The organism is uncultured Pontibacter sp. (genome assembly GCF_947495565.1).
GTDB lineage: Bacteria > Bacteroidota > Bacteroidia > Cytophagales > Hymenobacteraceae > Pontibacter.
Window position 1 is genome coordinate 192,407 of the sequence record NZ_CANLZM010000008.1, and the last position, 24,877, is coordinate 217,283.

Sequence of the window (24,877 nt, forward strand, 5' to 3'; positions counted from 1 at the left end):
GCCCGGCCAAAACCGTACATGCCACGCCCGTCACCATATCTTACAACAGCAATTTGGCTACACCAGCCTTCAGCAGCACCCCTTACGATATTGGCAGTCCCACTTCCTACAGCATCAGCGCTGTACACGGGGCAATAAACTATACCTGGGAGGCGAGCAATAACATCCTTATCAACGGGAGCCTGTCTCCGCTCAGCACCACATCTACTTCTGTCGCAATATCGCAACGGCCGGGCTACAGCGGCGCTGGCTGGGTAAAGGTTACTGCTGCTGGCTCTCAGTGCGGCGGCAGCTCTGTAACTAAAGATGTTTGGGTAGGCATACCGGAGATAACAGGTTTCAGCTACTCCGGCGGCGGCAGCTATCCAACCTGCCCTCACGAAGAGTTTATTTTCGAACCAGTATTCAACGGCTATAAAGACCAACCGCTCCGGTATCGTTGGAGCGCATCAAATGTCAGTAGCCACGGCGACTTAACAGCCTCTTCCTTAATTGTAACGGCCGCAGGTTATGGTGGTGGTACCCGTATGACAATTGGGCTGGAGGTGGAAACCACCCTTGGCTGGACCCAAAAACAGCAGGTTCAGTTTGAAATTAGAGACTGCGATAGCGGAGCAGAACCTTGGTTCTACCCTAACCCAGTTGCGGAAAATGAACTGACGATTAAAGTACCCGCCAACCCAGACAGCAACTCCACTTATACGCTCCTGGACAAACAAGGCACTACATGCGCTCACGGACAGCTAGAAGGCAAGGAAGTAAAGATTAATACCAGCAACTTACGGGAAGGTTTGCACCTACTCATAATAGAACATAACGGCAAAACTCACACGAGGCGCGTTATGATAAAGAAGTAAATCCACTCTTTAAACTATAAAAGCAAAAGCCAGAGGCGTGCACCTCTGGCTTTTGCTTTTAGCGGAATTGATAAGAATACATGACCTAAAACGGTGAACTGAAATGCTCCAGCAGCGGCAGCACCTCATCCTTCGGCGATACCAGCGGCTCGCTTACTCCCCAGTCTATGCCTAAAGCCGGATCGTTCCAGAGCAGGCCTCCTTCGGTTTCAGGGGCGTAAAAGTCGGTGCATTTGTAGAGGAAGGTGGTATTATCCTCCAGGGCCACAAAGCCATGGGCAAAGCCTTCTGGAATGTATAATAAGTTATGTGTATCGGCATCCAACAAAGTGGTGATATGCTGCCCGTAGGTTGGGGAGTTTTTGCGTAGGTCCACGGCTACATCCAGTGCTTTGCCACTTGAGACTCTTACCAACTTTCCCTGCGCGTGGGGTGGATTCTGGAAGTGCAGGCCGCGCAGCACTTCCTTCTTCGACACCGACTGGTTATCCTGCACAAAAGCCGGCTTTAGGCCAAACGGCTCAAACCACTTTAGGCTGAAAGTTTCCATAAAATAGCCGCGGTCGTCGCGGAAGATGCGTGGCTGAAACTCTATAAGGCCCTCGATGTGGAAAAGTTTGTGATCCATTGCTAAGTAGTGCAGTGCTGAACGGCTATTTGTTTTATCTAAAAACCTGCTGCGGGTTTAAAAGGCCGTAAGTTAGCTATTTTGACCGCAGCATCAGAAAATTTAGCGTAATTTGCGTTTAATCTTCCAACCAAAGTATAAAACATGCAAGCAACTGTTGCATTTCTGCACACACACGTACTGGTGGTGGTTCTGTTCCTGCTGCTGTTTGCCTTTAAAACAGCATTGCTGCTGCTAAACAAACACAAAGCGCTGGCAAAGGCGCGCCGCCAAACCAGAGTCCTCGACATCATCTTCGGCATACTTATTCTAATAACAGGCGGATACCTGCTTTTCAGCTACCAGGGTGTGCTTCCGATGTGGCTCATCGCTAAAGTGGCGCTGGTGCTGCTAGCGATACCGGCAGGCATTATAGGTATAAAGCGCGAAAACAAAATACTGTCTCTTCTATCGCTGTTGCTGTTTCTGTATACGTACGGCATAGCCGAAACAAAGAGTCTGACGATGCAGCATCCGGGGCCTGTGACAAATGCCACCACCGAGCCTTATGCCTCTCCCGAAACAGATGCAGCCGAAACCGGCGATGCCGGTCTAAGTGGGTCAGCTGAGGCGCATAAGGAAATAGTGGCCGCCATGAGCGAGGCGCAGCTAGCTAACGCCAAAGCCATCTACACACAACTGTGCGCCACCTGCCACGGCACGGACGGAGCCAGAGGACTGGGCGGTGCTGCCAACCTACAGGTAAGCAACCTGAGCCAGCACAATCGTGTAAACGTAATCGAGAACGGCCGCGGCCTTATGCCGGCTTTCGGAAGCCAGCTGTCTGACGAAGAGGTTCAGGCGCTGGCTGCCTATACCATGACGCTAAAAAAATAATGAATGGCTAAACAGAAATATTACGAAACTTCTAAGCCGCAGGAAACAGCTGTGCTGGTGGCCGTACCCGGCTACCGCCAAACCGATGAGCAGACAGAAGAATACCTGGACGAGCTGGCCTTTTTGGCCGAAACGGCAGGTGCCCATACCTTAAAACGCTTTGTACAGAAGCTGGATAAACCCGATGTCCGCACTTTTGTGGGCAGCGGCAAGCTGGACGAGATTCAGGCTTATGTAAAGGAGCATGGGGTGGATATGGTAATCTTCGACGATGACCTGAGCCCCTCGCAGGTCCGCAATATTGAGCGTGAGATGCAGGTGAAGATCGTAGACAGAAGCTTACTTATACTTGATATCTTCGCCCTGCGCGCTAAAACGGCCCAGGCCCACGCCCAGGTAGAGATGGCGCAGTACCAGTACCTGCTGCCGCGCCTCACCAACCTTTGGACGCACCTTTCCAAACAAAAAGGCGGTATCGGCATGAAAGGACCGGGTGAAACGGAGATTGAGACAGACCGCCGTATCGTGCGCGACAAAATATCGTTGCTGCGTGAGCGCCTGAAGAAATTTGAGAAACAGAATTATGAGCAGCGCAAGGCACGCGCCGGTATTGTGCGTGTGGCGCTGGTGGGATACACCAACGTAGGCAAATCCACGCTGATGAACCTGCTCTCTAAATCTGAGGTGTTCGCGGAAAACAAGCTCTTTGCCACCGTAGACGCCACTGTGCGTAAGGTTGTGTTTGATAATGTGCCCTTTCTGCTCTCCGATACGGTAGGGTTTATCCGTAAGCTGCCAACCAAGCTAATCGAGTCATTTAAATCTACGCTGGATGAGATTCGGGAGGCTGACCTGCTGATGCATGTGGTGGACGTTTCGCACCCGTCGTTTGAAGACCACATTGCCGTGGTAAACGAGACGCTGAAAGACATTAACTCCGCCGAAAAGCCTGTACTGCTGGTGTTCAATAAAATAGATGAGTACCTGAAAAAGCGCGAGGAAGAGCTGCAGGCCGAAGGACAAGGCATGCTGGAAGAAGACGGCCAGTATGTGCGTCCATCCATAGAAGACCTGAAAGCAACTTATATGGCTAAAGAACATGCGCCGGCCATGTTTATTTCTGCCACAGATAAGCTCAACATTGATGCTTTGCGCGAGGAGTTGCAGCGGCGTGTAGCCGAAATCCATTTCCAGCGCTACCCAAACAACGTATAAAATAAGTTCGCATATTTTATACTTCTCATCAGGCCCACCCTCTGCTATGGCAGGCGGTGGGCCTGGTGTTTTAGCACCGCCTGCCATCGTGCGCTACTTAGCCTCCCCGGCACAACCATTTACCCATACTTTCAGTAAGTAGCAAAGCCACCTTTGTGGCCAATCAGGTAGCCAGTCAGGCCCTGAGAAACAGAAACAACATGAAAACGCTATATATTCTTAGGCACGCAAAATCAAGCTGGAAGTTTGACGGACTCAGCGACCATGACCGGCCGCTGAACAAACGCGGGCGCCACGATGCCCCGCTGATGGGGCAGGAACTGGCCGCGCGTGGCGTAGCGCCGCAGCTGATCCTATCGAGCCCTGCTGTGCGCGCCATTAGCACGGCCACCCTGGTAAGCAGAGAATTGGATTATGACCCAGATGATATTTTGGTAGACACGCAAGTATATGGTGCCGGCAAAAGCGACCTTCTGCAGGTAGTGCAGCATGCACCCGCCGAGATAAACAGCTTACTGCTGGTCGGTCATAATGAGGCCATCTCTGAGTTTGCTAACATGCTATCGCAGGAGCCGATCGGTAGCCTGCCCACTGCCGGTGTGGCAGCCCTTCAGTTCAGCTGCGAGAGCTGGTTTGATATCTCGAGAGAGAACGCAACTCTGCTCTTCACCGACTTCCCGAAGAACCACAAATAACAACACCCTGAAAAACTCCGCCCGGGGTTTAAGTACTTACCACCAAACGATGGAAAAAGAGAAAGACAAGAAGCCAAGAACTAGCTCAGAACCACCCTACATTAACCGCGAACTGAGCTGGCTGGCATTTAACTATAGAGTACTGCAAGAGGCCAAAGACAAAAACGTGCCTTTGCTGGAGCGCATCAAGTTTATGGCTATTTTCTCGTCTAACCTGGACGAGTATTTCAAGGTTCGGGTAGCTACCCTGAAGCGCCTGATAAAACTAAAGCCTAAAACCCGCAGCAAGCTCGACGAGGAGCCACAGGAGACGCTGGAGCAGGTACTAAAGGAGGTGCACAGGCAGCAGGAGGAGTTCGGGCAGGTGTTCCGCGACGGTATACTTGCCGACCTGCGCGAGCACGACATCCACTTGCTAACAGAGCATGACCTTAACCCGGAGCAGGAAGCTTGGGTGCATGATTATTTTGAAGAAACGCTGGAGCCGCTGCTGCTGCCTATTATCCTGGATGAGACGGAAACGCACCTTTTCCTGCACGACCAAACCGTATACCTGAGCGTAAAGATGTGGGATACCACAGAAGCCGGCTGCAAGTCTGAGCGTTTTGCTATGCTGGAGATCCCCACTAAAAAGCACGGCGGCCGCTTTGTAAAACTGCCAACAGTAGACGAGCACCGTCATGTTATGTTTGTGGATGATGTGATCCGCTTCTGCCTGCCCAAACTGTTTCCACAGTACAAGGCTTTCGCCTCTCACGCAATTAAAGTATCCAGAGATGCCGAACTTGATATTGAGGAGGAGGTATCGGGCAGTTTGATGGCTAAGATACAGAAGAGCCTAAAAAAGCGCGAAACCGGTTATCCGGCCCGCCTGCTCTACGACCCTGCCATGCCACAGGACCTGCTGGACATGATGATGGCTCATACTGGCATCACCGAAGACGAACTGGTGCAGGGCAGCAAGTACCATAACTTCCGTGATTTCTTCGGATTTCCGGACTTTAACCTGCCAGACTTAAAGTATGACCCGCAGCCTACGCTCATACATCCGCAGCTGGAAAAAGAGCCAAGTCTGCTTGCCGCCATGAAAGAGCGGGATTACATGGTGCATTACCCTTACCAGTCGTTTGATTATGTGCTGCGCCTGTTCGAGGAGGCTGCCCAGGACCCCAAGGTAACCGCCATGAGCGCTACGCTTTACCGTGTAGCCGATAAATCTAAAGTGGCGAAGGCGCTGGTGAAAGCCGCTAAAAATGGCAAGCTGGTAACAGTAGTTGTAGAGCTGAAAGCCCGTTTTGATGAGGAGTCGAATATATTTTGGGCTGGCAAGCTGCAGAAGGCCGGAGCCAACGTCATTTTTGGGGCGCCAGATTTAAAAGTGCACTCCAAAGTAGGCCTCATCACCCGCAACGAAAAAGGCAAGCTGGTAAACTATGCTTACCTGAGCACCGGTAACTACAACGAGACTACCTCTACCATCTACGCAGACCACGCCCTTTTTACCTCCGACAAACGGTTAACCAAGGATGTGGAGCAGGTATTTAACTTTTTCATAGACCGCCAGACAGACAAGAAGTTTGAGCACCTGTTGATGGCTCCCATAAACATGCGCCAAAGTTTTACCAAACTGATTGACCGGGAGATAAAGAACGCCAAGAAAGGCCTGACTGCAAGTATGATTCTGAAGATGAACGCACTGCAGGACACCCGCATGATCAAGAAACTATACGAAGCCAGCCAGGCTGGTGTAAAAGTGCAGCTGCTAGTGCGTGGTATCTGCTGCCTGAAACCAGGTGTGAAGGGGCTAAGCGAAAACATTGAGGTGCGCAGCATTGTAGACCGTTACCTGGAGCACGCGCGGGTATACATTTTCCATAACAACGGCGACGAAAAGCTATACATTGCCTCTGCCGACTGGATGACGCGTAACCTGAACCGGCGCGTAGAAGTTGCTTTTCCGCTTTACCAGCCTGATTTGGTGGAGCAGGTGCGCCACATCATAGACCTGCAGCTGCAGGATGACACCAAAACCCGTACCGTAGATAACAGCTATATTAAACCTGATGCCCCCACCAACCTGCGGGCGCAGTACGCCATCTATGATTATTTGCGGGCCATGGTGCCTGCAGACCAGACAGAAGCCTGCGAGCCGGAGGAAAAGGAATAGCCGCATCTATTACAAAACGCAAAGTATAAAGCATGCATACTTTATACTTTGCGCCATATTAAAAAGCCCGGCCCAGCTATACTTGCTTTAGTTGGGCCGGGCTTTTTATACTTTCGTAGCCTTGTTTAGCGGTTCTTTTCTGTAAATCTTCTGGGCGGAACCAAGTATAACTCCACCCCCACATAACCTGCCCCCGAAAGATCGTTTGTGATCAGTTCGTCAGAGGAGCCCACCTCGTCAAAAATGCGGTGCCTGTAATACTGCCTGAAACCGCCTTCCACGGCAAACCACAGGAAGTCATAGATCTCACGCTCCATACGCAAAAGGCCTTTTATGTCGGTGCGGCGCAACTCGATTTCGCCAAACTGTTTCAGCACGGTTTCATCCGCAAAAATATCGTAACTGGCCCCTTCCAGGCGGTAACCTGCATAAAACAGGGTTTTCTCGTTGGCATTGTACCGCACCCTGGCATTTGCCGGAAAGATGGACTCTACGCCCCACTTTGGGTTGAACGTGCGGTTATACAGGATGCCGGGGTAAACCCTCTGCCGCCCGAAAGTATAACCCCATTGCAAGCCTACGCCTATGGAGTAGTCAGGTGTTTTTTTCCAGCCGTAAGCCAGGTCGATGGTACCTTTCAGGTAGTCTGATATGTTGATGTTATCGCGGGTATAGTCGCCGTTCAGTTCTCCCTTAACACGGATCAGGTAAAAGTTGCGCTGGTTTAACGAGTGCAGGTAAGCAGCCTGCACGCCTATACTTTTAAGGTTTTTATCTTCCAGATAGCGGTACAGGTCGTAAGACATTGGCGTGAGGTTTTCAAAATTAAATTCCTCCAGCTCATAGTTGAAACCTACAATAAGCTTCGTCTGTGGTTTGTTAATCACTGGCGCCAGGGCACGTACCGAAAATTTATTGTGCCGTTTTACTCTGCCGCTCCCGTTGCCAACCCTCGGGTCGTCAGACTCTGAGTCTATATCGAAACCGGGCAGGCGCTCATAACTGATTACCACCCCACGCGGTTTGCCCATGCCACGCACCCCAGGAGAAGCAAACTCCTCTACCTCTTCTATAACCTTTGTCTCCGGAAGCACCTGTGCTGCTGCCTGCCAAGGCACTGCAAAAAGCGGCATACTTATTATTAAAGCCAGTAGTTTTCTTATTCTCATAGTTTTGATTTTATGAAGTAGGGTACTGCTTTTAAGAGAGCAGCTTAAACAGAGTCTTATACTTCTATATGCAGTTTATGTTAAAAAAAGAAGCCGAATTTCAGCAGCCATAGGTCATCGTCGTCGTCATCGCCTACCGAGTAGGTCAGCGACAGCACTGTGCGGTTCAGCAAATCTACCCAAACACCGCCGCCGTAGCCCATGTGCAACCCTCTGAAAAAGGCTCCGTCGGGCTCATCATCATAGTATACCCTGCCGGCATCAATATGCCCCAGAACCCCTAGCTTGCCAGGTGTTAAGTATAAATTGTAATCGAGCAGGTGCAGGCGGCCCTCCCCGTTAGCATACACACTGCTGCGCCCTGCATAGCGGGTACGCCGGTAGCCACGCAGGTTTTCGGTACCTCCCAGGGTATTGGCCTGGTAAAACCGATAATCTCCTATGTTGTGGGCTGCCCCAAACCGACCTGCCCATGTCAGTTTAAATGGAAAGTTAGGAGTAATGTAGAAGCGGAATTCCGTGCTGAGATTGGTAAAGTCCAGCTCCTCGTTGCCTAGCTGGTGGTTGTAACTGATAGTGTTGTACCAGCGCATACCGATACGCGGATTAGCTATGGTGCTGTTACCACCGAGTACCTCCAGGTTAAAATAAGCCTTGGCTCCCAGGTAATGCTGCACCTCAAACTCACCTGCTTCAACATCATAAGTCCCTTCCTTCAGCTGCCCTGCCCGCGCCTGGTCTACCAAGAAGCTTTCTCCTTCAGGGTTATCTACTTTAAACCTGTCGTAGGTTGGGCCAATCCCCATTCTAACAAAGGCAAAAGGCTCCCGGAAAAGCGATGCGTTTAGCGAAAGTCGTTCGTAGCGGACCCGGTAATAGCTGTTGTCTAAATCCGGTGCTTTGTCTGTGTTGTTGCCTAAGCCATAGAAGTTTCGCTGAAACTGCGGCCCCTGCAGGTGCGCATTAAACTCTATGTTCCAGTTGCTCAGCACATCCCGCACCTCACCGGCATACTTTAAATTATAGGAGCTGGTCCGGAAGGCGTAATTGGCCTCCAGCAGGTGCTCCGAAGCATAAGGGCTTTTTCGGAATTTCTGTGTTCGCCAAAGTATACCTGCTCCCAAAAACACACCGTCCTCCACATTATACTCAGCCGAAAGGCGCGGCCCTATATAAGGCAGCTGGTAGTTATCGCGGTCGTAGAGGTTTATCTCCTCGTCAGGTTCGGTTTTATCTTTTGTCTCGCTGCTAAAGGCAAAGCGGTTTCCTTCTTCCGTATCGTATACTACCGTGTGCTTTTTGAGTCCGCTCACATGCGAGGAGTCTGTAATGATGTCTTCATCGGGACCGCCAATAATGCGCACAAGTATACTTTCCTCCACATCACCAGTCACTACAAACTCATCCTGGCCGCCCATGCCGTAGATGCGTATTTCTTCGGTCTGATCGGTGTAAAAAGTACGGTTGTAGATTTCCTCGCGCACCTCTCCCTCTTTGGAGGTTTTATACCCTAGCACCTGCACCTGCTGGTTGTTTAGGCGGTTGATGAGGAAGCGTTCATGCTTATCACTTCCTGTTATGTCCACGTACTGCGTCAGGAAATCATAATACTGGGCGGCGGCCTGTGGCAGCTTCTCCCGTCTTGCCTGCAGTTTAGCTGTTATCTCTGCTGCGGATATTTCCCGGATCGGCTCCGGCCACCGCTGCACCGCCTCTGCAATCACTTCATCGGTTATACTTTGGCGTATGTCTTCGGCTATCTGCAGCCACTCCTCCCGCGTTAGTTTGGTGGTGATGGTTCGGTCTAGGGTAATGCCGCTGAGGTTAAGGCCAATCACATCCGGAATATCATAGCCGAAGTTCTGGATGTTGCGGATGCCCCACTTGCGCGTTACCAGCCACGGCAATATTCCGTCAGCTTTAAAGAATGCCTGATCGCGGTCTTCTGGCACGGGCGTGTACAGTTTGCCTTTACCGGGCTTGTCTTCCTCCACCCAGCGCCATTGCCCTTCGTGGCGGTCCCAGTCACCTATCAGCATGTCGAAGAGGCGAGCGCGTACGTACTCCCGCTGGTCCACCTCATTGTCGTTGTCCTGCTCCAGCTCCTCCAGCACTTTATCAGTACCTACCAGGTTTTTAGCATAACCTAGGCTGGCGGTTTGCTCATGGTTTTCATCGGCGTCTTCCTCCAGATAAGCCAGGGTGTTGCTAAACTCATCCTGGTACTGCCGCAGGTAAGGCGTGTTAGGAATATAAATGAGCTGCGGATTGGTATGGTATACACCGGCGGCGTCAGCCAGCGGCGGTATAATAAGTGCTCCGTACGGATGCTGCGCCGAAATCTGATCTTGCAGCAGGGTACGGGCAGCGGTTTCGCGCAGGTAGGCCGGCAGAGCCATGGTGGGATCTTTATCTACGGTGCGCAGGCTATACTCTGTTGCGTCCGGGGTGCGTACCTTGAGTGCGGCCGTTTGCTTGCCTCCGCCTTTCTGATAAGGCGTGAGCCCCCCCTGTTCATTTTTCATGTCCAACAGCGGCACTTCTATCGGTGTGGCCCACTCCTCGCGGTAATGTTTACCAAGCAAAGTTCTATGCAGGCCGCCGGCTTTATACTTGGTGTTAGCGGCAAGGGTGATGGTACTGTCAGCGTAAGCAGTATTGTCTTGGGGCCGTTCCCGCTCCTTACGAGGTTTTTTGGAGTACAGCAGCGTGCGGTAGGTTATTGTGCCTGTTTCTCCTTTACCTTCCGGTGCCCAGAACTCTGCCCATACTTCCCCGTTCTCATGGTAGGTTGTCCTTACAAAGCCTTTTACTTTTTGGGCATAATCCGCGACGCCCGGTTTTACATAATCGGTTTTGCAGCCGGACCCGCTGACAATGTGCGCCAGGTTGTTGTACTTAAAATACTGCAGCGCATGCTCATGGCCGGCGGCATAAATGATGTTGTCATACTTGTTAAAGATATCGAGCAGCCCCTGAATATAGGCTTGGTAGCGCGGGTGCGGAATGTCTTGCAAAATGCCGCCATACCTGCGGGCAAACGGATAGATAGAACCTATAACCGGCAGCGGCAAGTACATCCAATCGCGGAGCATGGTTAGCGGAAAAATGTGGTCTTTCAGGGTAAAGAAGCCGCCATGCTCACCGCGTGTCATTAGCGGGTGGTGGGCAACTACCAGTATATCGCTGCCGCTGTTCCTTTCGATGATGTCCTCCAACTTTACCAGCATCTCGCCTTCTGTAGCTGAGCCGCAGTTGCTGTTGTCGCCGTAAGGCCGGTCGAAAGGGTGCAGCCACCACTCAGAATCCAGGGCGATCATGACCAGGTCTTCGCTGAGCTTTATCTCGTAAGGGCCGGGGCAGCCGTTGCCGGGCACGTAAAAATCGCCGCCCACTACAATGTTCTCATCCGTGAGATACTCGTTTACATAGCGCTGCTCCCGCATTACGTACTCCAAACCGCCGCGGCCGCTGTGGTTCCAGTCATGGTTGCCGGGTATCATATACTTTTCGCCGGGGTATCCTTTCAAGATATCCAGCTGGGCCTTCAACCGGTTTTCTGATACTTCCCGGTCATACTTGTCTGCTGGCGGAAGCCCGTTCATGTACACGTTATCGCCCAGGAAAATGGTAGCGCTCTGCTCGCCAGTTTCCATCATCATTTTGCGCATCAGCTGCAGCGAAGGCTCGCCATCCAGATCGGGTGCTCCCACATCGCCTATCAGGTAAAGCGTGTACAGTATGTCGTTTTCGGGCGATGGCTTCTCCTGCTCCCAAGTAAGGGCTTCGTCGCTGTAATGCGGCTCGGTAGAGATACAGGCTGAGAGTAAAAGGCTCAGCAGCACACACCATCCGTGGCGCACCAGCAGCCGATGTGTATGCTGTAAAAGTTTAATCATAGTTTTGTTGGCTTGCAAAAATTGCGGTAAGGCATTCAATTCTAAGGCTTTGAACAAGATGTAACTTCATGCTGATGATTTACCTTATTAAGGTACAGCAGTTTTATACTTATACTTTTAACTCCACGGCTTCATTTGGCTACAGCGGGTGCCACAGGAGCGGCAGAACTGAAGTTCATAAACGAGACGATTCTGCATTTAGTTGTTACCTTACTATATACTACCTAATACCCCCGTAGTTACTGTTTTCACTAACAAAATGCTGATTTTACCGTAACCGCAGATTATCATGTGCCACACGCTCTTTGCACATGAGCGCCGGACTATAGGATGCTGCCTTTTGCGCACCCAGCGCTGCTACAAAACCAATTATGGAAGATCAAACAATTGTAAAACAAGCCGGTGAATATGTGTTCAGGCTTTTCAAGGACAGGCTTTCGAAGAAGCTTGTTTACCACAATTACAAGCACACCTTTGAGACGGTGGCTGAGGCGCAGGACCTGGGCCAGCGCAGCAAGCTCTCCGAAGAACAGCTGCAGGACCTGGCACTCGCTGCCTGGTTTCATGATACCGGCTATGTAAACACCTATGACGGCCACGAGGATGAAAGCGTGCAGATTGCGACGGAGTGGCTGCAGGAGAAACAGTATCCCCAAAATCGCATTGACTTGATTATGAACATGATCAGAGCTACCAAGCACACCCAGGAGCCGGAAACGCTGCTTCAGGAGCTGCTTGTAGACGCCGATATGTCTAACATCGGGAAGGAGACCTTTTTTGCCACTGCCGAGCTGCTGCGGGTAGAGTGGGAGATTTTCCAGGACAGGTTTTTCACGGATAGTGAGTGGGAGCAGTTTCAGATGGATTTTCTGCTTTCTACCACCTTCCACACAAACCAGGCGCAGCGCAAGTTTGCCTCTCAGCTAGGCTTAAATATTCAGGAGCAGCGAAGCCGCCTCAGCAAGGAAATTGAGAAGAAGAAAAAGGAGGAGAAAAAGAGCCGTAAAACGCTTGCCCAGCCTAAGCGCGGCATCGAAACCATGTTCCGTAACACCTATCGGACGCACCTGAACCTGAGCGCCATTGCTGATAACAAGGCCAACATGATGATCAGCCTCAACGCGATTATCATCTCTGTGATTATTACCTACCTCAGTGCCAAAACCTCTACCATCGGCACTGACTATGCCACGCACCGCACGTTCCTGATTCCGATTGGCATACTGCTGCTCACTACGCTTGGCTCTGTGGTTTTCGCCATCATATCGGCCCAGCCGGAGGTAACTAGCTTTACATTTAAGAAGAAGAAAGACCAGCGCTTAGACACCCGTAAAATTAACCTGCTGTTTTTCGGGAATTTCACCAACTTGCCCCTCTCAGATTTTCAGAAAGGCATGCATGATATTATGCGTGACAAGAAATCGCTGTACAACAACATGATAACTGATATATACTACCTGGGTGAGGTACTAGACCGTAAGTATAAAATCCTGCGCATCTCCTATACTATCTTTATGGTGGGGCTGGTGCTTACTGTTTTGGGGTTTGTCTTCGCGGTTGCCACCACTTAAATGCTGCTTGTTTTGTGGTGGATAATAGTGTAAATTCGCCATGCTGAATTATATTTCCCGGCCTTGTAGTTCAATGGATAGAATAGGAGTTTCCTAAACTTTAGATAGCAGTTCGATTCTGCTCAGGGCCACAATCTTTACCCATACTTTGCAGAAAACCCGCACCCTCATCTGCAGCCTTAATCTTAATGCTTGCAGAGGTTTCAGCTTTGCAAGCTATAGCTACCATATAAAGGCATTTTTGCCCTCCATAACCGCTTAACTTTCAACAACTGCAGCACCAGCTAATCATTCTATATATCAAAGTATAGGAGACTTTGCCACCAAATAAACTTATAGTTTGTAACATTATAGCCAGATTTACATATACATAGGCAACTATGCTTCGTTTGCTATACATGAAAAAGCACTACCTCTTTGCTCTTGCGGCACTCTGCCTGCACGCCTGCTCTGATGCTAGCGACAATGGGCAGGATCAGGAGCAAGCCACCATTGCTAGCGAAACAGGCCAGCCGGCACCGCTGCCAGCCGATGTTATTTATGTTACCAAACCGCTTATCAACGGTAAGCTTTACAGCCAGCCAAGTTTCGAGGCCAGCTCCATTGCCTACTTCGATACCACCCAGCAACTTTACATACTCGATACCACACACGCTATGTTTGCGCAGGCCCGCATCCAGCAAGACACTTCTACCTACACAGGCTTTGTGCCTAAAACTATACTTCCGGAGCAGCAGTAGCAGCAAAAACTCATACTTTGATGCAAAAGAGAAGCGGCCGCCCTTTTGCAAAAGGGCGGCCGCTTCTAATCTATAAATATCGTTGTTTCTACTTGATTACCACACGCCGCACGGCACTGTAGTTATCTGCCTCCAATTTTACGTAATACAACCCTTTCGCGTGTCGGTCCAGGTTTATTGTTCTTGTCAGCTTTGACTCTTCGCGCCTTAACGTTTCACGGAAAATCTCGTTACCGATTACATTAAGAATCGTCAGTTCCAATTGCTGCGCCTCCAGGTTAGAGACAGAAATGGTGAATACGCCATTACTTGGATTAGGATAAATGGCCACATCCTCATCCTGCACAAGGCCAAGCGGGTTTTTATCTGTTTGCTGCTGCGTAGCCTGCACCTGCACAGGAGGCTTGGTCTGCGCCTGCACAAACAGCACAGCAAAACATGTAAACAGGGAAAGTATAATTTGCTTCATATAAATCTTGTATCGAAATTCTTACCTAAAAGTATAAGACAAAAGTCATTCCATTATTAAAACGCTCAGGCTGTTTTTTTGTTCCTGTATTATACCCCTCAAAAAAGGGCTATTCACTAAATTTAGCATCTACAAATAGGATAAATTTTATTTCGAAAAGAACTATCAGCTTGAAAAAAAAAGATGTTGTGGTAATAGGCGGCGGACTTGCCGGGTTGGTAAGTGCTCTGGGGCTGGCAAGGGCTGGGCTGCAGGTGGCGCTTGTCGAGAAAAAGGCTTATCCGTTCCACAGGGTTTGCGGGGAATATATTTCCAACGAGGCGCTGCCGTACCTCCGCAGACTTGGTGTACAGATTAGCCGCCTTGCGCCAGCCCGCATCAGCCGGTTTATGCTCACCTCCCCTACCGGCAATGCGCTTCATGCAAAATTGGATTTAGGCGGTTTCGGACTGAGCCGTTATACCTTAGACCACTACCTCTATGAGCTGGCACAGCAGCAGGGAGTAGAATTTGTACTGCAGCAAACGGTGCAGCAGGTCAATTTTGATCAAAATGAGTTTACAACGCATCTTTCTAACGGCAAAAGTATAAACGCGCAGGTAGTTATCGGGGCTTTCGGAAAACGCTCCAACCTGGACCGCCAGCTGCAACGCGGTTTCTTTAAAGCACGGTCGCCTTACGTTGGGGTGAAGTATCACATCAAGTATGATTTTCCGCGCGATCTGATTGCGCTGCACAATTTTAATGACGGCTATGCCGGCACCTCGGCCATAGAGGACGGCAAGTACTGCCTCTGCTACCTCACCACCCGAGACAATTTAAAAAAGCACGGTTCTATTCCTGCCATGGAGCAAGCCATACTTTACCGCAACCCGCACCTGCGCAGCATTTTTGAGGAAGCTGAGTTTCTCTACCCACAGCCCGAGGTTATCAACGAAATCTCTTTTGCCACCAAAACCTGCGTGGAAAACCACATGCTGATGTGCGGCGACGCAGCCGGTATGATTACCCCGCTTTGCGGCAACGGCATGGCCATGGCCATACACGCAGCTAAAATCGCCACAGACCAAACGCATTTATACTTTGCCGGAGGCCGCAGCCGGCAGGAGCTGGAGCAGCAGTATACTTTAGCCTGGCAGAACCAGTTTGCCAGCCGCCTGCGCCTGGGCCGTACGGTGCAACAGCTTTTTGGAGGGCCGCTGCTGTCGGAGGCGGCAGTGGGGCTGCTGAAAACGGTACCTCCCGCAGTGCGGCTCATCATGCGCCAAACCCACGGCAAGCCTTTCTGAAGCACTACCTGCTCTCGCTCACATCTAATAAACTGCTGCTTCCGTACTTAGGCGTAGTAACACAATAACTCGCCGCTCTAAAACCATTGCGGCTCTCCTTAGTTAACTATAAACTTATAAGCTATAGACCCAAGCTTTACACCTGCAACCCCTACTACATGAAAAGCTACATTTGCGCCATCGGCACGGCCAACCCTCCGCACAAAATACCGCAGATGCAGGTAGCAGACTTTATGGCCGCCGCCATGCAGTTCGGCGAGCAGGACACCCGCAAGTTAAAGGCGCTATACCGGGTATCGGGCATCGGGCAGCGCTACAGTGTGCTGGAAGACTACACCCGCCAAAACGGCAATTTCTCCTTTTACCCCAATACTCCTACACTGGAGCCATTCCCGACGGTGCAGCAGCGCATGGGCGAGTACCGCAAACACGCTGTAGATTTATCCGAAGAGGCCATCCGAAGCTGCCTGGAGCAAGCCGGACCTACACAGCTTAGCGACCTGACGCACCTGATAACGGTGAGTTGCACGGGCATGTATGCACCTGGTTTGGATATTGAGCTGGTGGAGCGGCTCAGTCTGTCTCCGAGCGTGCAGCGCACCTCCGTAAATTTTATGGGATGCTATGCCGCCTTTAACGCTATTAAACTGGCGGATGCCATTTGCAAGGCAGACCCGGAGGCGAAGGTGGTGCTGGTTTGCACAGAGATCTGCACCATCCATTTCCAGAAAAATCCGGAGCAAGACCATTTGGTGTCGAATGCCTTGTTTGGTGATGGCGCGGCGGCAGTACTGATGCAGGGGCAACCCTGCCGGCAGGTGAGCCTGGAGCTGCAGTCGTTTCACTGCGATTTGGCACCGGCAGGAAAACGCGATATGGCCTGGCACATTGGCGATACCGGCTTCGAGATGACGCTCTCCTCCTACGTGCCCGACCTCATCAAGAAAGGTATAAAGCAACTGACGGAGCGGCTGCTGCAGGGGCTGAAAACCACGGCTTCAGAAATAAACCTATATGCCATACACCCTGGCGGGCGGCGCATTCTGGAAGTGATAGAGCAGGAACTTGGCATGACACGCCACGACAACCGCTTTGCTTACCAGGTGCTGCGCGACTTCGGCAACATGTCGTCGGCTACGGTGCTTTTTGTGCTGAAGGAGCTGATGCAGACGCTCACGCCACAGGAGCAGGACGAGCCGGTGCTGAGTTTTGCCTTTGGCCCCGGCCTTACCCTCGAATCGATGTTACTAAAAGTACACTATGCACATGCTGAGGCAACGGTCTAACGAGCTGGAGCTACTGGATGACCTAACGCTGAGCGGTGAGGAGCTGCGGCGTAACCTCGATGAGCTGGAAGTGATTAACGACTGGCTTGGTGGGCACAAAGTGGTACTCAGCGCCCTCGACAAACTGGTGAAAAAGCATAAGCCGCAACGCCTGCGTATTGCCGATATTGGCTGCGGCGGCGGCGACACCCTGAAAAGTATAGCTCGCTGGGCGCGAAATAAAAGTATAAACGTGGAGTTGATTGGCGTGGATGCCAACGATTTTATGGTGCAGTACGCCCGCCGCCGCTGCAGCGATTTCCCGGAGGTGCAGGTAGAGCAGCACGATGTTTTCTCAGAAGAATTTGCCTTACAGAAGTATGATGTAGTGGTCTGCAGCCTCTTTTGCCACCACTTTACCGACTCGCAGCTGGCCCGCATGTTCAGGCAGCTGCACCAGCAGGCGCAGTTAGCTGTTATCATCAACGACCTGCACCGGCACTGGCTGGCCTATTATTCCATCAAGTATATTACGGCGGCTTTCTCCCGTTCACACCTTATCAAAAATGATGCGCCGCTATCGGTGTGGCGGGCTTTCCGGAGGCAGGAGCTGGAGCAACTGGTGCAGCAGGCAGGCATCACGAAGTATGAACTTCGCTGGATGTGGGCTTTCAGGTGGCAACTGCTGCTGCACAAAGTATAGTTATACATTAATACTTGTATATTTAAAGAAAAAGCCGATGAATAAATTTCTGTCTCTGCGCCTCCAATTATGGCTGATACTTGCCTATACATTGCTTATGCTTATCTTTTTCATCAAAAAGGAGGCGATGCCTACGCTACCAGAGTTAATGATTCTTCTGTTTCCGCACTTTATGTATGTCATTCGGAATGCCACCGGCGAACATTGACCTTAGCACCACACTCAAAAGCATAGTCATGAGCAAAAAAACCATTAACTTCTGGATACTTTTCTCTGTTTCCGTTATCCTTTCCGCTATAGCCATCTCGCTCTTTTTCAAGGCGCTGAAGGTAATCTTGATCGTTATTTTAACACTTGCGCTTGCTCCAATTATCTACTTTATGCTTCGCCTGATCTTCCCTGTTAAAAGAGATAAAGACGACAAACTGCGTAAGCGGGATTGATGGATTGGCAAGTAGTTGATTGTTGAGCAGTTGCTTGCTACACGGCGTGTTATAACACCCTCTTTCTAAATTTCTAAATTTCTAACTAAAACCACAGCTGCTGTGCCAGCCGGAAGGTATTGGCATGTGCCTCCACAATGTGCGCGATCTGTTTAGAATAGCCGCCTCCCATACTTACCGTTACCGGCAGGTTATTTTTGCGGCACAGCTCCAGCACGGCACGGTCGCGTGCTTTGCTGCCTTCCAGGGTCATGCCTAGTTTGCCGAGCTTATCTGTGGCCAGCACATCCACCCCCGACTGGAAGAACACGAACTCCGGCTGCACCTCGTCAAAAAGACGCGGCAGGTGCTGGTGGAGCAGCTTTAAGTAGGCTTTGTCATCGGTACCCTCTTCCAAAGGCACATCCAAATCCGATTTCTCTTTGTGGAAAGGATAGTTGTGGCCGCAGTGCATGCTGAAGGTAAACACGCGTGGCTCATGCTCAAAAATCTGCGCTGTGCCGTTGCCCTGGTGCACATCCAGGTCCACCACCAGTACTTTGTTTATATTTTTATACTTGATAAGGTGATTGGCGGCAATGGCAATGTCGTTGAGCAGGCAGAAGCCTTCGCCACGGTTGGTGAAGGCATGGTGCGTGCCGCCGGCAATATTCATCCCGATGCCAAACTCTAGCGCAAACAGGCTGGCCTGTACCGTTCCGTTCATAATCACGATTTCGCGCTGCACCAACTGCTCCGACAGCGGAAAGCCCGTTTTCCGGATTTCAGAAGGCGTAAGCTGCAGGTTGTGCAGGCGGTGCCAGTAATCAGCGTCGTGGGTGTCTAGTATAAACCGCTCGGCCAATGGCTCCGGCGCAAACAAGTTTTCGTGTGTGATGGTGCCCTCGTACAGCAGCTGCTCGGGCAGCAGATCATACTTCGCCATCGGGAAACGGTGGCCTTCGGGCAAACTGTGGGCAAAAATCTCGGACCAGGCAATCTTTAACATAGCACAAAACTAACAATAATAATGCTGGCAAGGTTTAGCAGAACAGGTATAAAAGCAGCTATACTTTACATAAAACCTAAAGCAATTTAGTACAATTAGCAATAACTATATAGAAAGACGTGGATAACTTATGCAACCAATTTAAATTTTGGTCGGCTGTGTGAATTTCAGTTGTTTTTACGCACATAATTGTGGATAACTATGTTGATTACACAGGTTTATCCACCAATTCCTGTTGATTCCCTGTGAAGAAGTTCTAATTTTCCTAATAATCTAGTGAAAACAGCAGAAATGTAGAATATATCCACACCACCCATAAACGCCATTGAACTGATCAGCAGCTATAATATAATTTCTCATATTCACAGAAAAGCACAATTAATCACAGGCAAAGCTTACCAGGCCAAAACATCTACTTCACCCGCTTCTCTTCCTCTGCCACAGCATAACCTCAAAGCTAAAAGAAAGTATAAACCCCATATAAGCTCTTTTGAAGAGCGTGAGCTTTAAATCGAAAACTATGAAAAAGATTTTATTCGCAGCATTTCTTATGGTTTGGGCAGTAAGTAGCTCTGCGCAGGACATCTCCAGCGATATTCAGCAGAACCATAACCTACTGAGCCGGTCGCCCAACTCGGGTATAGGTATAAAAGGCGGTGTTAATTTTGCCAGTGTGCACGGCAGCGACAAAGACAAGTTTGGCTCCACTAACAGCCACACATCCTTTCATGCGGGTGTTTTTGCCCAGTTTGGCTTTAATGATTTCTTCTCGCTGCAGCCGGAGCTATTGTACACGCGCAAAGGCTACGAGCGCCAGGATTCTGTTTTCAGGCTGGACTACCTGGAGGTGCCGGTGCTGGCGGTGTTTAACATCTCCGATAACTTTAGCGTGCATCTTGGCCCGCAAGTGGGCATCATGGTTTCGGGCAAGGTGGAGGACGAAGAGATTGACCTGGAACCGTACAACACGTTTGACTATGGCCTGTCGGCAGGTCTGGAAGGCAGCTTAGACCGATTTAGACTGGGAACGCGCTATGTGCATAGTTTCGGGGATTTGCGCAAAGAAAACAGCAGCGGCAACAGTATTGATGAGAATATTAAGAACGGCGTCATTCAAGTATACCTCGGTATAAGTTTCTAACAAATTAACGCTGCCGTAAAAGTATAAAAGAGCCGGCAACCGCGCGGCTCTTTTATCCTTTGGCGCCTTCTGCAAAGTATAAACTATATCGTTTTTGCGCCTGCAAGCGTACCACAAGGTTAAAATGCGCCTCGTTGGCAGCTTTTATCAACCCAAAGCAACTTTATGGGCAAAAACTTCCGATACCTGATCCTGCAGCTGGGCGTGCTACTTTTTATGGGCAGCGCCTGCGACACCACCGTGAAAACCGATGAGGCAAAGATAGGTGATGCCGTGGTGAAGGAAGCGCGCGCGGTACCAACCGATACGTTTATCATAGACACTACCCGCAGCGAGATTACCTGGATCGGGGCAAAGATGACAGGCCGCCACAACGGCATCATCGATGTAAAGCAAGGCGAGCTTTACATGACGAATGGGCTTGTAACCGGCGGCAACATAAGTATGAACATGGTAACGGTGCGCTCAGCAGACAAGACAATTGATGAAAAGGGCAACCAAAAACTGACCGAGCACCTGCGCTCCGCCGACTTTTTTGATACCGAGCGTTATCCTAATGCCTCATTTGAGCTTACCGGCATTGCTCCCTACGACAGTACCGCCGAACAGAGCAGCAACATCAGCCCCAAGTACAGCGAATTGCGCATTAAAAACCCGTCGCACCGCATTACCGGCAACCTCACCATCCGCAGCCAGACTAAAAGCGTTTCGTTTCCGGCACGCGTAACGCTGGAGGATAGCCTGCTGCACGCTAAGGCCAACTTTAACATAGACCGTACCCAATGGGGCCTTGTATACCGCTCCGACAACTCTTTAGGAGACAAAACCATCCGCCCGGAGGTAAACATTGGCCTGGACATAACAGCTGTATCCCGAAAACCTTAGCACTTAGCTATTTGCCCGCATCAGCCATGCGGCCACAGGCACAAAGCACAGCGCCAATATGCTAAAGCTGTTTTTTATGCGTTCCTACTCATAAAGCCATTGTTTACCCATGAGAAAATACCTTTACCTGCTCTCCCTGTTACTTCTTAGCCTCACAGCCAGCGCCCAAAGCCAAAGCCTGAGCCAGCTTAACCAGGAACAGGCGGGCATGCTGGAAACAGGTATGCTGATACTTGGCGGGTGGGCCATCCTGAACATTCTTTTCAGCAGCTTTAGGCTGACGAAGGCCACCCGCAGCCGGAAGTATTTTTACCAGATGAACGTTTACTGGAACATCGTAAACCTGATAATCGCCAGTATTGCGCTGTATGCCATTGTATCTAAAGATAATACTGCGCTTACCTTGGCTGAAAGCCTGCAGCTGCACGATACTTTTAAGAAGATTATATACCTGAACGTGGGCCTAGACTTTGGGTACATTGTGCTGGGCGCTTACCTGAAAGAGCGCTCTCGCTCAGCAGTTAAAACTGAACAGCTGCAGGGCTGGGGCCAATCGGTTATACTACAGGGCACGTTCCTGCTCCTGCTGGACCTGGTGCTGGTGGTGTTGCTGGAGAAATACGCCGATCCGCTCTTCAGAATGGTGCAATAATAGCAGCAGCAAGTATAAACCCGTTAGGGAGTTGGGCTTTTCATAACCTGCAGCTAGAGCTTTTAAACGAAGCAAGCCACACTTTAAAGTATAAAGTGCGGCTTGTTTTCAGGTATTAAGTATAAATATAAACCGGTTAGCGGTCGTGCTTTCCTTCGGCAAATTCTTCTACCATCTTTCTGTTGAAGGCCGGTATATCGTCCGGGTTGCGGCTGGTAACAAGGCCATTGTCTACCACCACTTCCTGATCTACCCACTCGGCACCGGCATTTTTAAGGTCGGTTTGTAGGGTGTGGTAGCTCGTCATTTTCTTGCCTTTTACCTTGCCTGTTTCTATCAGCGTCCAGGGGGCGTGGCAGATTGCGGCAACGGGCTTACCGCTTTCCATAAACTTGTTTACAAAACTCACGGCTTCCTTGTTAGTGCGCAGCTTATCGGGGTTCATTACGCCGCCGGGTAGCAGCAGGCCGTTATAATCTTCTGCGTTTACTTCACTCAGCTTCTTATCAACCTTAAACTTGTCGCCCCAGTCGGTGTGGTTCCAGGCCTTGATTTCGTTGTTTTGGTTCGGCGAGATTATATGCGCTTCGGCCCCTTCGTCTTTCAGTGCCTGCAGCGGCTTGGTAAGCTCCACCTGTTCAAATCCTTCTTCTACTAGTATCGCTATTTTCTTTCCTTCTAATTTATTAGCCATTGTTAAGTTTGTTTGTATGGTTTAACATTTACTTACCTAACTAACGCGCCAAGGCACTTTTTGTTAACTAATCACGGCCATACCTTAACCGGTTTCAGCTAGCCATACGCCAAGCAAATCTTTCTTTTCTGAATATTTCATAAAATATATTTTGATGTTTTGACATTCTCCAGTTATGTTTGTGCCACTATTTGTATTTAGTCTAAATAAAATCAGTGGTGATAGAGATAAATTTCTAAAGCCGCCATAAACTCAACAGCTATATGTTTATAAAGTATACTTTACTCGTTTTAATGCTCCTGCTCAGCCAACTGGTGTGGGCGCAAAACCTAAACTCCCTAAAAGGCTCAGTAATTGGTAAAGACGGGCAGCCTGTACCCTCAGCCAGCGTAGTGCTGGAGAACACGCGTTATGGCACTGTTACAGATAAAGAAGGTCAGTTTGAAATAAGCCGCATAGCCAGCGGCACCTACCAGGTACGCGCCATGCTCATTGGCTTCGACAGCAAGCCCCAAACCGTTACGCTTGCGCAGGGCAGCACAAAAGAAATTACGCTTACGCTAACGCCAAAAGCCAACCAGGTATCGGAGGTAGAGGTGTTTGGGGTAAGAGACAAGCAGCCCGAGAAGCTGGATGCCATTACCCGCCTTCCGCTGAAGCCAAGCGAGCAGATCCAAAGTATATCCGTTATCTCGGAGAAGCTGATTGAGCAGCAGGGTGCGCTTACTGTAATTGAGGGAGTGCGCAACGTACCGGGTGTTTATACTTACGCTACTTATGGTGGCGTGAAAGAGAGTATCTCCTCGCGCGGCTTCCGCGGCATACCTACCCTTAAGAACGGCGTGCGCGTAATGACCGACTTCCGTGGCCAGGGTTTTTCTACGGATATGCAGGGCGTGGAGAGCGTACAGGTGCTGAAAGGTGCCAGCTCTATTACCATGGGTGCCTCCACTGACCTGGGCGGCCCGGGCGGCATTGTGAACATCGTTACTAAAACACCTAAGTTCGAGAACTCCGGCAGCTTATCGCTACGCGCAGGCAGCTGGGGCTTAATAAGACCTACTTTTGATGTGCAGCGCGTGCTGGACAAGAATAACAAAGTAGCCATTCGCCTGAATGGCGCTTACGAAAACGGCGGCAAGTTCCGCGACCACATGAGCAACGAGTCCTTCTACATCAACCCGTCTTTGGAGTGGAGGCCGAACGCCCGCAGCACTTTAACGCTGGAAATGGACTATTTTAACGAGGCTCAGGGCATTGACCCAGGCACTGTAAACCTGTCTGTTAACAACCAAGAAAACCAGATTTACGACCTGCCATCTGATAGATACTTAGGTTTTGAGTCTGATAAAACAGACACCAGGCATAGTACTTACACTGCACGCTATAACTACAACCTGACAAACAACCTGTACCTGCGGGCTGCTTTATTCAACTCGAACTATGATTCAGACGCTATCAAAACAGGCTTATCAGCACTGAAGAAGGATGAGGCAAACGGCATAAACGTAGACCAGGTAAACTGGTACAAGCGCTCCATCGCCCACAACTCCACCCGCGAAGACAATAGCACCGTGCTGCAGTTGGACCTTGTAGGCCGCAAACTACAGACAGGCAGCATAAACCATACGTTTCAGGTGGGTGCCGATTACCGCTACATCGACCTGTTTCAGCCTACGTTTAACTCTATTGCCGTAGATGAGATAAATGTTTTTGACCCGGCTACGGTTACGCATACTTTACCGGAGAACCTGCCTGCTTTTGAGCGCACCGGCGGTACACAGTCTTACGACCACCGCTTCGGCGCCACGTTTCAGGATGTGATACAGCTGACAAACTGGGCAAGGGTATACGGCGGCGTACGCTACAGCACCACCAAGAGCAGAAGCGACGGGGAGAGCAGCGCCACTTCCTCGTTCTGGAATCCGTTGGCAGGTGTGATGTTTACAGTAAAGGACGGCCTGAACATTTTCGGCTCTTACACCAACAGCACCAACCCGCGCTCTGCCGCTGTGGTAGACGTAAACGGTGACCCGCTGGGTGCCGAGCGCATTGATCAGTTTGAGGCTGGCATTAAGTCTGAGTGGCTGAACAACCGCCTGCGCTTTAACCTGACCTTCTACCAAATCAACAACAAAGACATGAACCTGAAAGCCTTTGCCGTAGATGAAAACGGTACTGTGCTGGAGACGGGCTACTACATAAAAGGCGGCAACGACGAGCGTAAAGGCGTGGAGGTAGAACTGACAGGCCGCGTGCTGGAGAACCTGGAGATTGTAACCGGCTATGCTTACATCGACGCGCAGTACAAAGACCACACTACTTTTGTGCCGGGTTCAGCGCCTAACAACACGCCCAAGCATACTTTTAACGCTTACGCCAACTACACTATCAGCCACGGCCTGCTGCAGGGCCTTAACTTTGGGGCCGGAGCTTACTACCTGGGCGAGCGCCCTTAGAGGCTGTTTTGATTTGATTGAATAAAAAAGCAGGTGCCGGTTGTTCAGGTAAGAAAAGTTTGCAGACTTATG

The 24,877-nt window shown here is 50.3% G+C and carries 22 protein-coding genes and 1 tRNA gene; 17 read left to right on the top strand and 6 right to left on the bottom strand.

Annotation, left to right across the window (positions count from 1 at the left end; translation table 11 throughout):
- The first annotated feature begins 53 nt into the window (after positions 1-53).
- Positions 54-857: a T9SS type A sorting domain-containing protein gene (locus Q1B04_RS12120; RefSeq protein ID WP_299759078.1), complete on the top strand. Its 804-nt coding sequence runs from the start codon at positions 54-56 to the stop codon at positions 855-857.
- A gap of 85 nt (positions 858-942) precedes the next feature.
- Here Q1B04_RS12120 and rfbC read toward each other — a convergent pair whose 3' ends face one another.
- Positions 943-1,485 carry a dTDP-4-dehydrorhamnose 3,5-epimerase gene (gene rfbC, locus Q1B04_RS12125; protein ID WP_299759079.1) on the bottom strand — a complete coding sequence of 181 codons (543 nt, stop codon included), beginning with the start codon at positions 1,483-1,485 and terminating at the stop codon, positions 943-945.
- Between the two features lie 144 nt (positions 1,486-1,629).
- Here rfbC and Q1B04_RS12130 point away from each other — a divergent pair, with 144 nt between their 5' ends.
- The 4 genes from Q1B04_RS12130 (at position 1,630) to ppk1 (ending at position 6,438) form a co-directional block, all read left to right on the top strand.
- Complete coding sequence (locus Q1B04_RS12130) at positions 1,630-2,361, top strand: cytochrome c (RefSeq protein WP_299759080.1); 732 nt, start codon at positions 1,630-1,632, stop codon at positions 2,359-2,361.
- A gap of 3 nt (positions 2,362-2,364) precedes the next feature.
- Complete coding sequence (gene hflX, locus Q1B04_RS12135) at positions 2,365-3,576, top strand: GTPase HflX (RefSeq protein WP_299759081.1); 1,212 nt, start codon at positions 2,365-2,367, stop codon at positions 3,574-3,576.
- Between the two features lie 200 nt (positions 3,577-3,776).
- Positions 3,777-4,271, top strand: coding sequence for a histidine phosphatase family protein (locus Q1B04_RS12140; RefSeq protein WP_299759082.1), 495 nt, complete (start codon positions 3,777-3,779; stop codon positions 4,269-4,271).
- Between the two features lie 49 nt (positions 4,272-4,320).
- On the top strand, positions 4,321-6,438 hold the full coding sequence (ppk1, locus tag Q1B04_RS12145; RefSeq protein WP_299759083.1) for a polyphosphate kinase 1: 2,118 nt from the start codon (positions 4,321-4,323) through the stop codon (positions 6,436-6,438).
- A 125-nt stretch (positions 6,439-6,563) separates the two neighbouring features.
- On the opposite strand, the gene Q1B04_RS12150 is transcribed toward ppk1, so the two are convergent.
- The gene (locus Q1B04_RS12150; RefSeq protein ID WP_299759084.1) at positions 6,564-7,607 is read right to left on the bottom strand and encodes a DUF6268 family outer membrane beta-barrel protein; all 1,044 of its coding nucleotides are present in this window, start codon (positions 7,605-7,607) and stop codon (positions 6,564-6,566) included.
- Between the two features lie 80 nt (positions 7,608-7,687).
- Complete coding sequence (locus tag Q1B04_RS12155; protein WP_299759085.1) at positions 7,688-11,506, bottom strand: BamA/TamA family outer membrane protein; 3,819 nt, start codon at positions 11,504-11,506, stop codon at positions 7,688-7,690.
- 371 nt (positions 11,507-11,877) lie between these two features.
- Here Q1B04_RS12155 and Q1B04_RS12160 point away from each other — a divergent pair, with 371 nt between their 5' ends.
- From Q1B04_RS12160 to Q1B04_RS12170, 3 genes are all read left to right on the top strand, one after another.
- A complete protein-coding gene (locus Q1B04_RS12160) occupies positions 11,878-13,077 on the top strand; it encodes a Pycsar system effector family protein (RefSeq protein ID WP_299759086.1) in 1,200 nt (399 codons plus the stop codon).
- A 59-nt stretch (positions 13,078-13,136) separates the two neighbouring features.
- Positions 13,137-13,208 (top strand) — tRNA-Arg (locus Q1B04_RS12165).
- Positions 13,209-13,475: 267 nt separating this feature from the next.
- Entirely contained in the window at positions 13,476-13,817 is a 342-nt protein-coding gene (locus tag Q1B04_RS12170; RefSeq protein ID WP_299759087.1) for a hypothetical protein, read from the top strand.
- Positions 13,818-13,905: 88 nt separating this feature from the next.
- Here the strand turns inward: Q1B04_RS12170 and Q1B04_RS12175 are convergent, their stop codons facing one another.
- Positions 13,906-14,286: a T9SS type A sorting domain-containing protein gene (locus Q1B04_RS12175; protein ID WP_299759088.1), complete on the bottom strand. Its 381-nt coding sequence runs from the start codon at positions 14,284-14,286 to the stop codon at positions 13,906-13,908.
- Between the two features lie 170 nt (positions 14,287-14,456).
- Here Q1B04_RS12175 and Q1B04_RS12180 point away from each other — a divergent pair, with 170 nt between their 5' ends.
- The 5 genes from Q1B04_RS12180 to Q1B04_RS12200 all read left to right on the top strand — a co-directional run bounded on the left by Q1B04_RS12180 (position 14,457) and on the right by Q1B04_RS12200 (position 17,986).
- Complete coding sequence (locus Q1B04_RS12180) at positions 14,457-15,575, top strand: FAD-dependent oxidoreductase (protein ID WP_299759089.1); 1,119 nt, start codon at positions 14,457-14,459, stop codon at positions 15,573-15,575.
- Positions 15,576-15,733: 158 nt separating this feature from the next.
- Positions 15,734-16,861, top strand: coding sequence for a type III polyketide synthase (locus Q1B04_RS12185; protein WP_299759090.1), 1,128 nt, complete (start codon positions 15,734-15,736; stop codon positions 16,859-16,861).
- A complete protein-coding gene (locus Q1B04_RS12190; RefSeq protein WP_299759091.1) occupies positions 16,836-17,543 on the top strand; it encodes a methyltransferase domain-containing protein in 708 nt (235 codons plus the stop codon). Before Q1B04_RS12185 ends, Q1B04_RS12190 begins: the two co-directional genes overlap by 26 nt.
- A 37-nt stretch (positions 17,544-17,580) precedes the next feature.
- Positions 17,581-17,751, top strand: a complete 171-nt coding sequence (locus Q1B04_RS12195) for a hypothetical protein (protein WP_299759092.1) — start codon at positions 17,581-17,583, stop codon at positions 17,749-17,751.
- A 28-nt stretch (positions 17,752-17,779) separates the two neighbouring features.
- Complete coding sequence (locus Q1B04_RS12200) at positions 17,780-17,986, top strand: hypothetical protein (protein ID WP_299759093.1); 207 nt, start codon at positions 17,780-17,782, stop codon at positions 17,984-17,986.
- A gap of 85 nt (positions 17,987-18,071) precedes the next feature.
- On the opposite strand, the gene Q1B04_RS12205 is transcribed toward Q1B04_RS12200, so the two are convergent.
- Positions 18,072-18,974: a histone deacetylase gene (locus Q1B04_RS12205; RefSeq protein ID WP_299759094.1), complete on the bottom strand. Its 903-nt coding sequence runs from the start codon at positions 18,972-18,974 to the stop codon at positions 18,072-18,074.
- Positions 18,975-19,494: 520 nt separating this feature from the next.
- On the opposite strand from Q1B04_RS12205, the gene Q1B04_RS12210 reads away from it, so the two are divergent.
- From Q1B04_RS12210 to Q1B04_RS12220, 3 genes are all read left to right on the top strand, one after another.
- Positions 19,495-20,115, top strand: coding sequence for a porin family protein (locus Q1B04_RS12210; RefSeq protein ID WP_299759095.1), 621 nt, complete (start codon positions 19,495-19,497; stop codon positions 20,113-20,115).
- A 165-nt stretch (positions 20,116-20,280) separates the two neighbouring features.
- Entirely contained in the window at positions 20,281-21,000 is a 720-nt protein-coding gene (locus Q1B04_RS12215) for a YceI family protein (RefSeq protein ID WP_299759096.1), read from the top strand.
- 109 nt (positions 21,001-21,109) lie between these two features.
- Positions 21,110-21,652 carry a hypothetical protein gene (locus Q1B04_RS12220; protein WP_299759097.1) on the top strand — a complete coding sequence of 181 codons (543 nt, stop codon included), beginning with the start codon at positions 21,110-21,112 and terminating at the stop codon, positions 21,650-21,652.
- 136 nt (positions 21,653-21,788) lie between these two features.
- Here the strand turns inward: Q1B04_RS12220 and Q1B04_RS12225 are convergent, their stop codons facing one another.
- Positions 21,789-22,346: a type 1 glutamine amidotransferase domain-containing protein gene (locus tag Q1B04_RS12225; RefSeq protein ID WP_299759098.1), complete on the bottom strand. Its 558-nt coding sequence runs from the start codon at positions 22,344-22,346 to the stop codon at positions 21,789-21,791.
- A 263-nt stretch (positions 22,347-22,609) separates the two neighbouring features.
- Between Q1B04_RS12225 and Q1B04_RS12230 the strand changes: the two genes are divergently transcribed.
- Entirely contained in the window at positions 22,610-24,805 is a 2,196-nt protein-coding gene (locus Q1B04_RS12230; RefSeq protein ID WP_299759099.1) for a TonB-dependent receptor, read from the top strand.
- The last annotated feature ends 72 nt before the right edge of the window (positions 24,806-24,877 follow it).

What these genes read in the sequence shown, in the direction of transcription:
- rfbC (WP_299759079.1), bottom strand. Translation starts at nt 1,485, where the DNA reads ATGGATCACAAACTTTTCCACATCGAGGGCCTTATAGAGTTTCAGCCA.
- Q1B04_RS12130 (WP_299759080.1), top strand. Translation starts at nt 1,630, where the DNA reads ATGCAAGCAACTGTTGCATTTCTGCACACACACGTACTGGTGGTGGTT.
- hflX (WP_299759081.1), top strand. Translation starts at nt 2,365, where the DNA reads ATGGCTAAACAGAAATATTACGAAACTTCTAAGCCGCAGGAAACAGCT.
- Q1B04_RS12140 (WP_299759082.1), top strand. Translation starts at nt 3,777, where the DNA reads ATGAAAACGCTATATATTCTTAGGCACGCAAAATCAAGCTGGAAGTTT.
- ppk1 (WP_299759083.1), top strand. Translation starts at nt 4,321, where the DNA reads ATGGAAAAAGAGAAAGACAAGAAGCCAAGAACTAGCTCAGAACCACCC.
- Q1B04_RS12150 (WP_299759084.1), bottom strand. Translation starts at nt 7,607, where the DNA reads ATGAGAATAAGAAAACTACTGGCTTTAATAATAAGTATGCCGCTTTTT.
- Q1B04_RS12155 (WP_299759085.1), bottom strand. Translation starts at nt 11,506, where the DNA reads ATGATTAAACTTTTACAGCATACACATCGGCTGCTGGTGCGCCACGGA.
- Q1B04_RS12160 (WP_299759086.1), top strand. Translation starts at nt 11,878, where the DNA reads ATGGAAGATCAAACAATTGTAAAACAAGCCGGTGAATATGTGTTCAGG.
- Q1B04_RS12170 (WP_299759087.1), top strand. Translation starts at nt 13,476, where the DNA reads ATGAAAAAGCACTACCTCTTTGCTCTTGCGGCACTCTGCCTGCACGCC.
- Q1B04_RS12175 (WP_299759088.1), bottom strand. Translation starts at nt 14,286, where the DNA reads ATGAAGCAAATTATACTTTCCCTGTTTACATGTTTTGCTGTGCTGTTT.
- Q1B04_RS12185 (WP_299759090.1), top strand. Translation starts at nt 15,734, where the DNA reads ATGAAAAGCTACATTTGCGCCATCGGCACGGCCAACCCTCCGCACAAA.
- Q1B04_RS12190 (WP_299759091.1), top strand. Translation starts at nt 16,836, where the DNA reads ATGCACATGCTGAGGCAACGGTCTAACGAGCTGGAGCTACTGGATGAC.
- Q1B04_RS12195 (WP_299759092.1), top strand. Translation starts at nt 17,581, where the DNA reads ATGAATAAATTTCTGTCTCTGCGCCTCCAATTATGGCTGATACTTGCC.
- Q1B04_RS12200 (WP_299759093.1), top strand. Translation starts at nt 17,780, where the DNA reads ATGAGCAAAAAAACCATTAACTTCTGGATACTTTTCTCTGTTTCCGTT.
- Q1B04_RS12205 (WP_299759094.1), bottom strand. Translation starts at nt 18,974, where the DNA reads ATGTTAAAGATTGCCTGGTCCGAGATTTTTGCCCACAGTTTGCCCGAA.
- Q1B04_RS12210 (WP_299759095.1), top strand. Translation starts at nt 19,495, where the DNA reads ATGAAAAAGATTTTATTCGCAGCATTTCTTATGGTTTGGGCAGTAAGT.
- Q1B04_RS12215 (WP_299759096.1), top strand. Translation starts at nt 20,281, where the DNA reads ATGGGCAAAAACTTCCGATACCTGATCCTGCAGCTGGGCGTGCTACTT.
- Q1B04_RS12220 (WP_299759097.1), top strand. Translation starts at nt 21,110, where the DNA reads ATGAGAAAATACCTTTACCTGCTCTCCCTGTTACTTCTTAGCCTCACA.
- Q1B04_RS12225 (WP_299759098.1), bottom strand. Translation starts at nt 22,346, where the DNA reads ATGGCTAATAAATTAGAAGGAAAGAAAATAGCGATACTAGTAGAAGAA.
- Q1B04_RS12230 (WP_299759099.1), top strand. Translation starts at nt 22,610, where the DNA reads ATGTTTATAAAGTATACTTTACTCGTTTTAATGCTCCTGCTCAGCCAA.